Below are 14,784 nucleotides of genomic sequence, written 5' to 3' on the forward strand. Positions count from 1 at the left end.
TTATGCCCAATTATGCAAATCGCTACATAAGTAGCCTAACCAGAGAAACTTACGCGTTAATACTGGCAGGCGGACGCGGTTCTCGCCTGCATGAGCTAACCGATTGGCGAGCAAAGCCAGCAGTTTACTTTGGTGGTAAACATCGAATTATCGATTTTCCACTATCAAACTGTATTAACTCGGGTGTGAGACGTGTTGGTATTGCTACACAATATAAATCACATTCATTAATACGTCATGTAAACCGCGCGTGGGGGCACTTTAAAAAAGAGCTAGGAGAGTCGGTTGAAATACTACCTGCATCTCAGCGCCAAGGTGATGATTGGTACTGTGGCACCGCAGATGCTGTTTTTCAAAACATAGATATTATTCGCCACGAACTGCCTAAATATGTGATGATTTTGTCTGGAGATCACGTGTACCGCATGGACTATGGCGCTCTATTGGCTGAACATGTGCAAAAGGGCGCAGATATGACGGTATGTTGTATTGAAGTGCCTGTTGAAGAAGCTGCAGACACATTTGGTGTAATGACCGTTGATGAAGAAAACAGAGTGTGTCGTTTTGATGAAAAACCAGCAATGCCTAGCTCCGTACCTGGCAAGCCAGGTACATGCTTAGCATCAATGGGAAACTACATTTTTAATACTGAATTTTTGTTTGAGCAACTTAAAAAAGATTCTGAGAATGAAGGTTCTGGCCGAGATTTTGGTCACGATATTATTCCAGCGATTATAGAAGAGCATAATGTATTTGCCTTCCCATTTAGAGATCCAAACCAAGAAGGGCAACCTTATTGGCGCGATGTAGGTACCCTAGATTCGTTCTGGGAGGCTAATATGGAATTGGTAATGCCTGAGCCACAACTCGATTTATATGACCCAACGTGGCCAATATGGACATATCAAGAGCAACTACCACCTGCTAAGTTTATTTTTGATGACGAAGATAGGCGCGGTATGGCCTTGGACTCAACCGTGTCGGGTGGGTGTATTATTTCGGGCTCTGCGGTTAGAAAGTCACTCTTGTTTTCTAATGTCCACGTTCGCTCATTTTGTACTATTGAGCAGTCGGTAATTTTACCCGGTGCGGTTATAAATCGAGGTTGTAAAATTAAGCGTGCGATTATAGATAGAAGCTGTGAAATACCTGCAGGTCTCGAAATCGGTTTTGACAAAAAAACAGATGAAGAAAACGGCTTTAGGGTATCTAAGAAAGGCATCGTTCTTGTTACTCGTGATATGCTCACTGAGCTTGCAAAAAAGTTAGAGCGCCAAGCGCGTGAGAATAAAAAGCTAGCGTAAAACACGTTAAATATTAAGCACGACAACAAAGCTTGCTCATTTATGAGCAAGCCCACACAGGTTAAAGGAAGTAGTAAATTAATGCATGTATTAATGGTTGCAGCAGAGAATGACGCGTTACCAGGCGCAAAAGTAGGTGGTGTGGCAGATGTAGTACGCGATGCCCCAAGGGCACTCGCAAAACAAGGTATAACTGTTGACGTTGTTATTCCTGACTACGGGTTTGAGCCGCTTGAGCGTATTTATATAGGTGAAGTAACCGTTGCATTTAATGCTCAACCCCATGTATTAAAAGTTTTTAAAGTACAACAAGCCGAAAATAATGTAAGCCAAATTGTTATTAGCCACCCGCTATTTAGTGAATCAGGTAGTGTATATTGTAACGATGCACCGGGGAGGCCTTTTGCAACTGATGCGACAAAATTTGCTTTATTTAATGCAGCTGTCTGCGAAGCATTATTACAAGGTGTATTAAAGCGCCCTACAGCGCTACATTTACATGATTGGCACAGCGCCTGCGTTGCAGTTTTACTTAAGTTTGAGCCACGTTATAGCTCACTTAATACCTTACCCATTGCCTACACGGTACATAATATTGCACTGCAAGGTATAAGACCTTTTAAACACGACGACTCAAGCTTAGAGGCATGGTTTCCGTCACTTAGTTATAATGGCCAGCAACTATGCGACCCGCGTTACCCTCATTGCTTTAATCCTATGCGCAGTGCAATAAATCTTTGCGATAAAATACATGTTGTATCACCAACCTACAGCCAAGAGGTTCTTGAACCTAGTAATTACGAGCATGGTTTTTTTGGTGGCGAAGGGCTTGAGCAAGATCTGCAAAATGCAGCAAGCCAGGGTAAGCTTGTCGGTATTTTAAATGGCTGCGAATATCCAAGCAATGCACTTGAAGGAGCAACTCTCGCCGATTTTTATAGCCAAGCCGAGAACACTTTATTTACTTGGATGGCAAATAGCGAGCAGTTACAAAGCGGTTACTATATTGCCCACCAACGACTACAGCAATTTAAAGCAACGGTTAATAATGGCCCATTAGTTACAAGCGTTGGCCGACTTACAGAGCAAAAAGTGTTGTTATTGTGCCAGCAGGTTAATGAGGCTTTAGCTATTGATAAAGTGTGCCAAGTTATTAATGAATATAACGGCAGACTCATTGTTTTAGGTTCGGGTGACAAAGAACTCGAAAGCATATTTACCAAAGCAATGGCGCGTAATTCTAATCTTTTATTTTTGAAGGGTTATGGTCAAGGTGTTGGCGATTTAATGTATCAGCTAGGTGACTTATTTTTAATGCCAAGCTCGTTTGAACCTTGTGGTATTAGCCAAATGTTGGCAATGCGTGCCGGGCAACCATGTTTAGTACACAGTGTTGGCGGATTAAAAGACACGGTAAAACATCATGAAAATGGTTTTAGCTTTAATGGCGACACGTTAGCAACGCAAACAAGTAATTTAATTAGCTGTTTAGACGAAACTCTCTTAATTAAAAAGCAGAATCCTAAAAAGTGGCATAAAATTAAGCACAGCGCAGAGCAAATGCGTTTTTCGTGGCCGCAAGTGGCAGCTGATTATATAACAACCTTATACCGGTAAATCGTTACTGTACTTTAAAGTTTAGTGACAATTGTGCCTGCTTAGGGTTTAATTACTTAGTATTATATAAAAACTAAGAAGTAGGTAATGTGTCTGTATTTGTTGCAAGGCAAGCAATATTCAATCGAAGTAAAAAAGTAGTAGCCTATGAGCTACTTTTTCGTGATAGTCCTAAAAATTATTTTCCAGATATTGCAGAAGGCCAAGCAACAGCAAGGCTTATTATGGAAAATCAATTAAATTTAGGTACACGTCATATTACATCAGGCAAAAAGGCACTTATTAATATAGGGCCTGAATCATTAAAACTCGATTTATGTGCTTTTTTACCATGCCAAGATGTTGTTATTGAGTTGCTCGAAAGCATTGAACCTACCGACGATAACTATGAACTGTGCCGAGGTTTATTTCATAGTAACTACAAACTCGCACTCGATGACTTTGTATATAAACCACAATGGGATCGTTTTTTAAAGCTTGTGAAGCTCATTAAATTTGATATTGCAATTACACCTCTTAGCGAAATACAGCCCATAATTAAAAAGTTACAAACACATAAACAAATAAAAATACTAGCCGAAAAAATAGAAACACAAGAAGACTATAAGCTCGCCTTTGATATGGGGTTTGATTATTTTCAAGGCTATTTTTTTGCAAAACCTACCATGATCAAACAAAATGACATTGATTATAATTATGGTTTAGTCGTCGCTATTTACGCCGAAATAATGAAAAACAGTCCAGATATAAAAGCTATATCTGGACTGTTTGAGCTTGATACTGCACTTGCATATAAATTACTGCGTTTAATTAACAGCGGTGTTTTTCCTATACAAAGCCAAATATCGTCATTAAAGCAAGCGCTTGTGTATTTAGGCCATGAACGCCTTAAAAAGTTTGTGAGCCTTATTGTTACTGCTCATACAGCGGGTAAAAAGCCTGCAGAGCTAATGCAAGTGTGTGTTGTACGTGCTCGTTTTTGTGAGTTGTTAGCAAAAAAGGTTAATAAAAGCCAGTCAGGCGAAGCATTTTTAACTGGGTTATTTTCACTGCTGGATGCAATCCTTGATCAACCAATGAGCTTGCTTGTTGAAAAGCTACCTTTCCCTGATGAAATAAAAACGGCATTATTAGGGGATAAAAACACACTTTATTATATTTTAAACGTTGTTAAAGCATACGAAACAGGAAGCTGGTGGGCACTTGAACAAGCTGTACTTTTGCTAAATATAGACAGTGCTATACTTCCTCCACTTTACCAGCAGTCAGTCGATTGGGCTGACAGTTATAAGAATAATATTTAACGGATAATAGCTTTAATGCGCAATTATAATATGGACTTTATTCGCGGCGTTGCCGTACTTGGCCTAGTTTACATGAATGCTTACGCCTTCGGCCTTTTTGAATACGGGTATACCTCCTTAACTAATCCTCCTGTTAGCGACTCAATTATTCACACCTTTAGCAGTTTGTTTGTAGACGGGCGTTTTAGAACACTGTTTAGTTTGCTTTTTGGTGCTGGGCTTTACATTCAGTGGCAACGTTACAAATCTGAATTGCAGTTAAAAAGCAGGCTCTATTGGTTAATCCTCTTTGGCTTAGCACATGGTTTTTTACTTTGGGCAGGTGATATTTTATTTGTTTACGGTGTATCTGGCTGGTTTGTTATTAAATATTTAGAGAGTGATAGCACTGTTCTTTTAAAAAGAGGACTTGAGTTTATTTTGTTATCGGGTGTAGCTACAGTGCTTATTGTATCTAACGTACCCGATGAAGTGATTTACCGTGATTCAGCACAGTTTATAGATTTATATAACCCACACTATATTGATTACTTTATTAGTAACCTCGCCATGAACACATTGATGCTTGTTATGGTGCCAATAATGACAATGTGGATGTGCGTGGGCCTTATGCTCATTGGCATTTATTTATATAAACAAGACGTTTTTAGTAAAGGCTTAACGACTCAGCAATTAATAGTTTGCGGTGCAATGACCCTTGTTTTTTGTGGAATCAGGCTTTATGCATCACAGCTTAATGGCAGCTTAGGATATGGGGTGCAAGAATTTGTAAATATGTTTGCGGCCCTAGGTATGGCTACGCTATATATTCATTTAATTGTTAAATTTTGCAATAACAGGGCACACGTCGGCATGCTTATTCAACAAGCAGGGCGCTTAGCATTTACTTTATATATTAGCCAAACACTCATACAACTGTTGTTATATAAAGTGCTATTTACCCACTGGGTGCTCAGTTTTGATCGTATTGACTATTGGTTAGTTGCAACGGCATTAGTTGCGCTGCAGCTCATATTTACCTTTTTATACAGCCGCTATTTTAATCAAGGTCCGCTTGAATGTGTATGGCGTAAATTAACTAAAGTAAAAATTAGTGCTTAAACGCCTATAAATAGTAAATTAGGGGCGAAAAAATAGTGTGGGTGGTTTACACTACTCGCCTTAAAAATTACTACGCTATAAGTGCCATGACCGAATTAAAACGTTTAAATAAATTTATTAGTGAAACAGGATTTTGTTCACGCCGCGAAGCCGATAAATATATTGAGCAAGGTCGTGTCAGCGTTAATGGCTACTCACCAGAAATGGGCGTAAAAGTAGCCGCTACCGATGTTGTATTAATTGATGGTAAGCCTCTTAAAGCCACGCCGAAGCGCGTTTACATTGCCTACAATAAACCCGTTGGCATAACGTGTACTACCGAAAGTAAAATTCAAAGTAATATTATTCGCGCAGTAAATTATCCTACGCGTATATTCCCAATAGGGCGCTTAGATAGACCGTCTGAAGGGCTTATATTTTTAACTAACGAAGGCGACATCGTTAATAAAATTTTGCGTGCAGGCAATAATCACGAAAAAGAATACGTTGTTACGGTAGATAAACCGCTTAATCGTCAGTTTGTTACAAAAATGGCGAATGGTGTGCCTATTTTAGATACCGTTACTAAAGAATGTAAAGTAACGCAAAGTGGCCCCAAAGAATTTAAAATAGTACTTACTCAAGGTTTAAACCGTCAAATACGCCGCATGTGTGAATACTTAGGCTACGAAGTGGTAACCTTAAAACGTACGCGCATAATGAACGTAACACTTAAAGGTTTAAAAGTAGGACAATGGCGTCACTTGTCAGATATTGAAATGGCGCAAATAAACGATTCAATTTCTGATTCTGGTAAAACTCAAGAGCACTCGCTTGATACTAATAAGCAATCAGAAAATAATGCACCTTTAGCACCTAAAAAACGCGATTTTCAGGGCGAAAACCCACGACGCTTTAATAATGGTGATCGAAATAGTGAGCGTAGTACTGAGCGAAATACAAATCGTAACTCTGAGCGCAGCAACGCTAATGGCGAGCGCAAAAATGAGCGCAGTAATACTCCTTACCAAAAGCGTTCTACAACGTATGTGGGTAAGCCAAAAAGCATTAAAGAGAACAAGTCGTCTAATGCTAAATCAGACTCAAAACCAAGCTCGGACCGTATTCTCAGTCTAAAAAAATAATGTGCAGCTAAGTGGTATTCTACTACCACTGTATTTCTTGTACTATATTACCAAGTGGGCTTTTAACGCCCACTAAGTTTACGTTGTTATTTTGCAAACCCACCAATCTACCTTTATCTAAATACCATCTAAAAGTGTGCTTTTTATAGCTTTTTAAATCCAGTACAGTCAGTTTTGCGCAACTGTATTCATAATCAGTTGGGCAAGTACCTACTTCGAGTAACTGATATTCTTGCTGCCATATATTATCGCCGTATTTATTAGCCAGTAACTTTACTGAAATACATACTGACGTCCACAACCATAAGTAAATTAAAATAGGTAAACCGATTGGTATAAATACTGAGCGGAATTTCCCGTGCTCAACAATATAATCCTTAACCGTATGTTTAAATTCAACGTTATTATTGTATTTTTTATATAGGTGCCTAAATAAAGCAACCGATAACACGATCGTTATTATTGGAAATAACGTAAATGTTAAGGTGTTATATATACCGTTGGGGATAAAAGCGGGATCGGCTTGTTCATCCCATGCAAGTAAAACCAGCGGAGGTGCTGTTACTAAAAGTAATAAGGCGCTGTTGAATAGTTGTTTAAAGGTCACAGGGGATTCACTTATAAAATGCTGCTTGTATAAAGCCCAAATTAGCGCTTAATGTTTAGCTATTGAATGCTAAAGCCAATATAAAATAAGAGTATACCTAAATAAACTGCAATCGCCGATAACGAGTTTTTAGAACGCAAGCGCTTAACAAGGTCGCGTGTGCCATCAACCATACCGGAAATAACCAGTAGTATGCCCCCTGTAAAACGGTAGTTGTTTAAGTTCACGTTACCACTATCGTCAGTTATAAAGCGTAAATAACCAAAAAGTATAAAAAGACTGCCTGCTATTAGTACTGCAATTTTAAAGGTTTCCAATGCTTTTCCATAATATTGAGTTAGATACTAAAACGGCACTAAGTTGAGTCATGATAATTTTACTATATTTCGAATTCAAATTTTGCCTAAATCCATTAAATGGTCTCATTATGTCGCTATATTAGGCGTATATACGCTAAAGCTTGATTTATATTGTGCATTAGCAAGTACACTTAGTTATATGTTGGGTAAGCTGTTAAGATGCGCCGTCTTAATAATGTAGAAAGGTTATAGAAGTAACATGTCAAAATTTTTCTTTATGGGTAAGCCCGACATAATGGGTAAAAATAACAGTAATGGATTTGCGCCAAATCGTACCGCAAAGGTCGGCACAGAGTTACACCCGTTAACGCTAATTGTAAACTCAGCTGAACGACAATCAGAAATAGAAGCAATACTAGAAGAGCATTCGCTGTTTGCTTCAATTGAAGTTAAAGCAGACGTACCAGAAGATATTCGCGAACTAGACTTTGCGCTTAGCAAGTCAACACCACAAGTATTTGATAAAGTACCAGAGCGTAACGCACCCTGTGTATGTGGTAGTGGCAAAAAATATAAAAAGTGTTGCGGTTAGTTTCTTAACAACTAAATATGTAGCCTTTCTTTTTTCATCGGTATTAAATAAAAATGCCACTGACCTTGAGCCAGTGGCATTTTTTAATGTTAACCAATTATATGTTTAACTACTTACGTGGCTCGTAATCAATTCTAAATATAACCGTGTAAAGTACTGGCACTACAATTAGAGTCAAAATTGTAGCAAAGCCTAAACCAAACATAATCGTTACCGCCATTGATTGAAAAAACACGTCAAATAACAGCGGGATCATACCCAAAATAGTGGTTATAGCTGCCATTGCAACCGGTCGTACACGGCTCACACCAGAGTCAAATACGGCCTCATAGGGCGATTTACCTTCCCTTAATTCAAGATTTATTTGATCAACTAATACAATACCGTTTTTAATTAGCATACCGCTTAAGCTTAACAAACCAAGTAGACCCATAAAGCTAAACGGAGCATTCATTGCTAACAAGCCCGCGCTTACACCAATAATAGCCAAAGGCACAGTTGCCCAAATAACAAGTGGCTGTTTAAGTGAGTTAAAAAGTAATACCGTGACTGCAAACATCGCTAAATAACCCAGCGGTAATGAGCCAAATATTGCTTTTTGCGCCTTGCTTGATGACTCAAACTCGCCGCCCCATTCTAGTTGGTAACCACGCGGTAGTTCCATGTTCTCTATCGGACCGCGAATACGGGCAAATAGTTTTGCAGGTGTTTCATCCCCTAATACATTATTATCGGCCATTACTGTAATAGTACGTTTGCGATCGCGGCGCATTATTAGGCTGTCTTCCCACTGCACATCAAATTCGTCTACAACCTGAGTCACTGGTACAAATACACCCAATACTGGGCTGTATATTTGAAGGTCGTGTACGCTTTCTACGTTTAAGCGCTCGTTAGCGGGAGAACGGGCAATAATGGGTAGCAACTGCGTGCCATCGCGATATACGCCCACTTGTTTACCCGATAAGCTCGTTAGTAATACATTGTCTAAATCTGATTTACTAATACCTAATCGACGTGCTTTTTGCTCGTTAAATTGCGGGCGAATCATTTTGGTACGTGCGCGCCAGTCATCTCGAATATTGAATGCACCGTCGTCCTTGCCTAATATCTCTTTGGTTTTAGCGGATAACTGCCTTAATACCACGGGGTCAGGACCCGAAAAACGAGCTTCTATTTTTGCATCAGTAGAGGGGCCAATTTCCATAGGTTTAATTTTAAGCTGTGCAGAGAGTGCATAATTGTGTGAGTAATCACGCACTGTTTGCATTACAGTTGCTACGGCTTCTCTGTTGGAAACACGAATAATTAATTGCCCGTACGCTGGGTATGATTTTTCTGGCGCGTAGGTAAGCATAAAGCGCGGTGCACCTTGGCCTGTTGTACTTGTTACTTCTTCAACAAGCTGTTCTTTTAATAAAAACTGTTCAAGTTTTTTAACGCCCTCAAGGGTTGAGCGAATATCAGAACCTTGCTCTTGCCAGTAATCTACATAAAACATAGGCGTATTAGAGGCAGGAAAAAACGACTGTTTTACAGAGCCAAAACCAACAACCGCTGTACACAGTAAAACAACCATTAATATAAGCGTGGTTTTTCTAAAGTGCAGCGCTAAATCTAAAATCGCTTTGTAACCATTAAAAATAAAGCCTTTGTATGGGTCTTCATCTTCTTGGCCTTCTTCGTTTTTAAATTCGTTTTCTTTAAACATTAAATTAGCAAAAAATGGCGTTAGCGTAATTGCTGTTATCCAGCTTAATAAAAGCGAAATAAACAACACCCAAAACAAGCTACCGGCAAATTCACCACTGGCATCAGAGCTTAAACCAATTGGCGCAAAGGCAGTGACTGCAATTACTGTTGCACCTAGTAAAGGCCATTTTGTTTGCTCAACAATATTAACAGCCGCTTTGAGTTTTGTTTGGCCACGTTTAAGGTTTATAAGTATGCCTTCGGTGACGACTATTGCGTTATCAACCAGCATACCAAGCGCAATAATAAGTGCCCCAAGCGATATGCGTTGCAAGTCGATAGCAAACAACTTCATAAATATAAACGTACCCAGTACGGTAAGCAGTAAAATACCACCAATTAAAATACCGCTTTTTAAACCCATAAATAACAGCAGGACTACAATAACAATCGCAATGGCTTCAAGTAAGCTGATAATAAAACCATCAACCGATTTTTGAACCTCTTGTGGTTGGTTGTATACAGAATTTATATGAATACCATGAGGGCGTTGATATTCAAGTGATGCTAAATGCTCGTCTATGTTTTTACCCACATCAACCACGTTAACACCCGACATAAACGACACGCCAATAAGTAAAGCTTGCTGAGAGTTATAACGAATAATGTTATTTGGTACTTCTGCATACTCTCTGTAAACCTTTGCAACATCGCCTAAATAAATAAGTTCACTTTCACCCGATTTTGAAATAAGCAACGTTTCGAGTTCTTTTACGTCTTTAAATTCACCGGTAGGGTGCAGGCGAATTGATTCATCGCCCACGCGAATTTTACCCGCGTTAGATACCGTGTTTTGCGATTGCAATAACTGGAATATATGGCTTGGCGCAATACCTAATTGAGCAAGTTTACGCGTAGAAACTTCAACCATTACTTGCGCTTGTTGTTCACCCGCTATTGTTACTTTACTTACGCCTTTAACCAATACCAGTTCACGTTTTAAAAAATCGACGTAATCTTTAAGCTCGTCATACGAATAACCATCACCGGTTACCGAATACATAACACCGTAAACGTCGGCAAAGTCGTCCAAAATAGTGCTTGGGTAAACACCACTGGGTAATGACGGAGAAAGGTCGTTAATTTTTCGACGCATTTCATCCCAAATTTGGCGGAGTTGTTCCTTACGATAAGTGCTTTTCATTTCAACAGTAATTTGTGATTTCCCGTTAGATGAAATAGACGTAACGTAATCAACATAAGGTAATTGCTGAATCGCGTTTTCAATCGGAAAAGTAACTTCTTCTTCAACTTGCTGCGGCGAAGCGCCAGGGTACATGGTAATAACCATGGCTTTTTTAAGCGTAAACTCAGGGTCTTCTAGTTGCCCTAAATCAAAGTACGACACACTACCGCCAATTAATAGCAGCAGCGTAAACATCCAACTGATTACTTTTTTCTCTATGGAGAGTTGTGCAAAGCTCATAATTATAAGCCTCGCTCTTTATTCCATGCTCTTACTTTCATGCCTTCTTTTAGTGAATGCACACCGGCAGAAACCACAATTTGGCCTTCTTCAATACCGCTTAATACTTCAATACCATCGCGGTGCAACTGGCCAACCTTTACAGCTTGTTTGTGCACTTGGCTAGTTTTTGAATCAAAAAGCCATACGTAGGCGTTATCTTCAATTGATTCTTGCGGCTCAGAAAACACCGACTCGATAGGTAATATTGTATAAGCAACTTGCGAGCGTGTTACTTTACTTAAATCTATAAGCACGCTACCCGTCATACCCGCTAGTAAATTAAAGTCCTCAGGTACTGGTAGCGAAAACACAACTTTATAGGTAAGCGTTGCAGGGTCAGCTTGGGTGTCCCACTCTTTGATATCAAGTGTGTATTCTTTATCGTCAAAGCCATCAAACTTTACAGTAGGGTGGTAATCGGTGCCTTTTTTAAGGCGAGCGATTATTTTTTCAGGAACCTGGATTTCTACATCCATTAAATCGCGTGTTTCTAAGCGTAATATATTTTGCTTTGCTTGAATATTTTCAAAGTTTTTAACAAACACCTTAGCGACAGTGCCTGAAAATGGTGCGCGTAGTTCACTGTATTCAAGGTTCGTTTGTGCAATTCTAAATGCAGATTCAGCAATTTGCATATTAGCAGTGGCTTGATCTAATTCTGATTGGCTGGTGATTTTTTTCTCAAACAATTGCTCAATACGGCCAAGTTGTGACTTTGCCAATTCAAAGCGCGCTTTACGTTCGTCAAACTGTAATTGAAAATCTTCTGGATCCAGTTTTGCTAATAAATCACCTTTTTCAACGTGTTCACCAGCAAGAACCGGAAACTTAACAAGTTCGCCGTTTACCCTAAAAGCAAGGTAAGAGCCTTGGTTTGCAACAACTTCAGCAGGAAAACTACGAATGTTAATTTGCGTATCATGACCTATGTTGAATAATTTAACAGGGCGAATAGGCTCTTCTTTAACTTGTTGTTCTGGCTCAGAACAGGCTATTAAGCTAAGTAAGGTCGTTGTTAATAAACATAGACGAAAGAGTTTCATGTCTTCTCCGTTGCAATCATGGCAAAATAATTAAGTGCAGCATACGCTGCAAACATATAAAATAAAAATCATTAAATTTTAGAAACTCAATAAGTTTTATTTATGATGTTGCAGGGCGGTATATGAAGCTGAATCAATTAATAATTTTAGATGCCATAGTGCAAAGCGCAAGCTTAAGTGGAGCAGCACTAAAGCTACATAAAACGCAGCCCGCGCTTACACTCGCAATTAAAAACTTAGAAGCCAAAATAGGATTTGAGTTACTAGACAGAAGTAAGTACCGATTGCAGCTTACTGAAAAAGGGCGTGTTTTTCACCGCGAAGCGCAGCAACTACTGCATGCCAACGACGAGCTGGCACAGCTCGCTAAAGAATTGGCATTAGGTAATGAACCCCAATTTAGAGTTTGTTACGAGCAACTTTGTCATATGCAGAGTTATAACGAGATCATAAGTAATACTTTTAGGTTGTTTACCAGCACAGAGTTTAGCTTAACCAGCGGGAAGCGCTTTATTTCATTAGAGCAAGTAAACAGTGGGCAAGCCGAATTAGGCATTGGCCCGTGGTTTGATTTATTTCATGCAACAGGCGATTTAGAAAGCGTACCCATAGGCAGGCTCGATATTGGCATTGTGAGCGCTAAAGGCGTACTCCCTCAAAAACTCACCTATAGCGAACTGCAAACGTATCCGTGTTTAGCCATGTTTGAAAGTGACTTGAGTATCGACAGCGACAGGCTATCGTACTCAAAAGGCTCCGCCATGATGAAAATTGATGATGTATCGACCCTAAAATCGTTTTTACTCTCAGGTGCGGGTTGGGCAATGATGAGCCTAGAGCACTGCGACCCTGAAATAAAAGCAGGCTTACTTCAAGAAATACACATAACTGACCGAGAGCATAAATTTAGCGCGCAAATTAGAGCCTTTAGGCAGCATGCAATGCACCACGGCCCTGTAGCGCGTACTATCTGGGAGCAATTTAAACAATTAAGTAAGGAATATTCTAACAACAATGGATATTGATAAAGAAACGCTTATTTATACTGTTATCGCAGGCATACCAGTAGGAAAAGTAGCAAGTTACGGGCAAGTTGCAGCACTTGCGGGCTACCCGCAAAACTCACGGTTGGTCGGGCGCTTATTAAAAATGATGCCAAACGACTCGGTTATACCTTGGCACAGGGTAGTGAATAGCCAAGGTAAAATATCATTCCCTGAAGGTAGCGAAAAATACCAAGAACAACGCGAAAAGCTACTATCAGAAGGCGTACTGTTTAAAAACGACAAAGTGAATATACGCGAGTGCCGGTGGGAGTGATGTGACTATTATTGGCAGGTAAGTGCCAATTGCGGACGTTGATAACGCCGCCTTATGCGGACAACAATTGTGGGGTGAAATGCGTAGCAAAACAAATCGTAACTCACTGTTTTTTTTGTTTAGTTTAAATACCTTTCTTATGTAGCATAAAAACTCAACATCACGAATATACATTGGCTAAAGCTACAACGGCATCGGAAAACATTATAAACTCTTCTTCATTGCTGAAGCTTACGTTGTTTGCATCCCCAATACAAAAACGTGCTTTCTCAGATGACCAACGTAAAATGTAATAATCCTTTGTACCTAGCCATAGCTCACCGTCCTGCCACCACTCGAATATGATGATTTCATCACAACCATGTACAGCAAATGAGTCCAAACAAGGAACTTCTGCAACTTGTAAATAAAAGGAGGTTAACTGTTTAGTCACCTCATCAGGAACACCATGGCCATGAGCTCTGAGTTTAAATATCGTTAGAGACTCCTCAGGTGCCGACTTGACCCTACAACAATGTTCTTGAAAAATAGGCTCTAACACATTTATGACATGTTGCATGATTATCCTCCAAGCTACATAACGGCTTTATCAGTGGACACTTTCCCTATTCTAGCGCGAAAACGCCCTTATTTTATGAGTTTCTATTAATAGCAAATAGTGTAAGTTATTGCCATTAATAAATATTATGCTTAGGAAAGGTTATTTTACTACCTAGATTCAAATTGTAAGTGCATAACTTGTTTTGGCTAGATTAAGTGGTCAGTTGCTCATAAGCTAACTGCTTTTTCTCCGGCAAGAGATTTTACAATGAGACATTACAAACAACTGAACCTATGCGCAAAGATGCCAGATCGCCGTTCTAAAGAAAAGTGGTTTTACGCAACAAAGTATTGCTGAGCTAACTAATTTATCGCAATCTACGATTTCAAGAGAGCTTTCTAGAAATACAGGTAAGCGAGGTTACAGACACAAACAAGCTCATGAGCGGGCTTTGTTTCGCCGAAGAAGTGTAAGAAAACCGCTTAAGATGACACCTGAAATGATGGCTTTAATTACCCAGAAGCTTAATGAGAAGTGGAGTCCTTAACAAATAACGGGATGGTTGCGCAAAGAAAGTGAACGGTCTGTCAGCCATGAATGCATTTATCTGTATATCTGGGAAGATAAAAAAGCAGGTGGTGAGTTATACCTACATCTGCGCCGACACGGTAAGAAATATCACAAGCGCAGTCATGGTAAAACAAACCGAGGG

At 39.5% G+C, this 14,784-nt stretch carries 13 protein-coding genes and 1 pseudogene; 9 read left to right on the plus strand and 5 right to left on the minus strand.

Annotated features, from left to right (window positions below):
* Positions 1–2: 2 nt before the first annotated feature.
* The 5 genes from glgC (at position 3) to rluF (ending at position 6,450) form a co-directional block, all read left to right on the plus strand.
* Positions 3–1,304 (plus strand): glucose-1-phosphate adenylyltransferase, encoded by a 1,302-nt coding sequence (gene glgC, locus L659_RS0120840; protein ID WP_002958601.1) that lies wholly within the window; start codon positions 3–5, stop codon positions 1,302–1,304.
* Positions 1,305–1,385: 81 nt separating this feature from the next.
* On the plus strand, positions 1,386–2,921 hold the full coding sequence (locus L659_RS0120845; protein WP_024591773.1) for a glycogen synthase: 1,536 nt from the start codon (positions 1,386–1,388) through the stop codon (positions 2,919–2,921).
* 89 nt (positions 2,922–3,010) lie between these two features.
* Complete coding sequence (locus L659_RS0120850; protein ID WP_024591774.1) at positions 3,011–4,225, plus strand: EAL and HDOD domain-containing protein; 1,215 nt, start codon at positions 3,011–3,013, stop codon at positions 4,223–4,225.
* A gap of 30 nt (positions 4,226–4,255) precedes the next feature.
* A complete protein-coding gene (locus L659_RS0120855) occupies positions 4,256–5,326 on the plus strand; it encodes a DUF418 domain-containing protein (protein WP_024591775.1) in 1,071 nt (356 codons plus the stop codon).
* An 86-nt stretch (positions 5,327–5,412) separates the two neighbouring features.
* Entirely contained in the window at positions 5,413–6,450 is a 1,038-nt protein-coding gene (rluF, locus tag L659_RS0120860; RefSeq protein ID WP_024591776.1) for a 23S rRNA pseudouridine(2604) synthase RluF, read from the plus strand.
* Between the two features lie 22 nt (positions 6,451–6,472).
* On the opposite strand, the gene L659_RS0120865 is transcribed toward rluF, so the two are convergent.
* Positions 6,473–7,057, minus strand: a complete 585-nt coding sequence (locus L659_RS0120865) for a hypothetical protein (protein ID WP_024591777.1) — start codon at positions 7,055–7,057, stop codon at positions 6,473–6,475.
* A gap of 59 nt (positions 7,058–7,116) precedes the next feature.
* On the minus strand, positions 7,117–7,374 hold the full coding sequence (locus L659_RS0120870) for a hypothetical protein (RefSeq protein WP_024591778.1): 258 nt from the start codon (positions 7,372–7,374) through the stop codon (positions 7,117–7,119).
* A 241-nt stretch (positions 7,375–7,615) separates the two neighbouring features.
* Between L659_RS0120870 and L659_RS0120875 the strand changes: the two genes are divergently transcribed.
* Complete coding sequence (locus tag L659_RS0120875) at positions 7,616–7,948, plus strand: PBPRA1643 family SWIM/SEC-C metal-binding motif protein (protein WP_010552992.1); 333 nt, start codon at positions 7,616–7,618, stop codon at positions 7,946–7,948.
* Between the two features lie 109 nt (positions 7,949–8,057).
* On the opposite strand, the gene L659_RS0120880 is transcribed toward L659_RS0120875, so the two are convergent.
* Together L659_RS0120880 and L659_RS0120885 are read right to left on the minus strand one after the other, a co-directional pair.
* Positions 8,058–11,126 carry an efflux RND transporter permease subunit gene (locus L659_RS0120880; protein WP_024591779.1) on the minus strand — a complete coding sequence of 1,023 codons (3,069 nt, stop codon included), beginning with the start codon at positions 11,124–11,126 and terminating at the stop codon, positions 8,058–8,060.
* A gap of 2 nt (positions 11,127–11,128) precedes the next feature.
* Complete coding sequence (locus tag L659_RS0120885) at positions 11,129–12,211, minus strand: efflux RND transporter periplasmic adaptor subunit (RefSeq protein ID WP_024591780.1); 1,083 nt, start codon at positions 12,209–12,211, stop codon at positions 11,129–11,131.
* A gap of 122 nt (positions 12,212–12,333) precedes the next feature.
* Here L659_RS0120885 and L659_RS0120890 point away from each other — a divergent pair, with 122 nt between their 5' ends.
* Positions 12,334–13,236: a LysR family transcriptional regulator gene (locus L659_RS0120890; RefSeq protein WP_010552989.1), complete on the plus strand. Its 903-nt coding sequence runs from the start codon at positions 12,334–12,336 to the stop codon at positions 13,234–13,236.
* Positions 13,226–13,531, plus strand: a complete 306-nt coding sequence (locus L659_RS0120895) for an MGMT family protein (RefSeq protein WP_024591781.1) — start codon at positions 13,226–13,228, stop codon at positions 13,529–13,531. The genes L659_RS0120890 and L659_RS0120895 overlap by 11 nt, the downstream gene beginning before the upstream one ends.
* A gap of 160 nt (positions 13,532–13,691) precedes the next feature.
* Here L659_RS0120895 and L659_RS0120900 read toward each other — a convergent pair whose 3' ends face one another.
* The gene (locus L659_RS0120900; protein ID WP_024591782.1) at positions 13,692–14,090 is read right to left on the minus strand and encodes a hypothetical protein; all 399 of its coding nucleotides are present in this window, start codon (positions 14,088–14,090) and stop codon (positions 13,692–13,694) included.
* Between the two features lie 249 nt (positions 14,091–14,339).
* Here L659_RS0120900 and L659_RS1000000124145 point away from each other — a divergent pair.
* Positions 14,340–14,784: pseudogene (locus L659_RS1000000124145) on the plus strand (IS30 family transposase); the annotation flags it as partial.

Origin of the sequence: Pseudoalteromonas sp. S8-8 (assembly GCF_000497875.1) — a bacterium.
Lineage (GTDB): Bacteria > Pseudomonadota > Gammaproteobacteria > Enterobacterales > Alteromonadaceae > Pseudoalteromonas > Pseudoalteromonas arctica.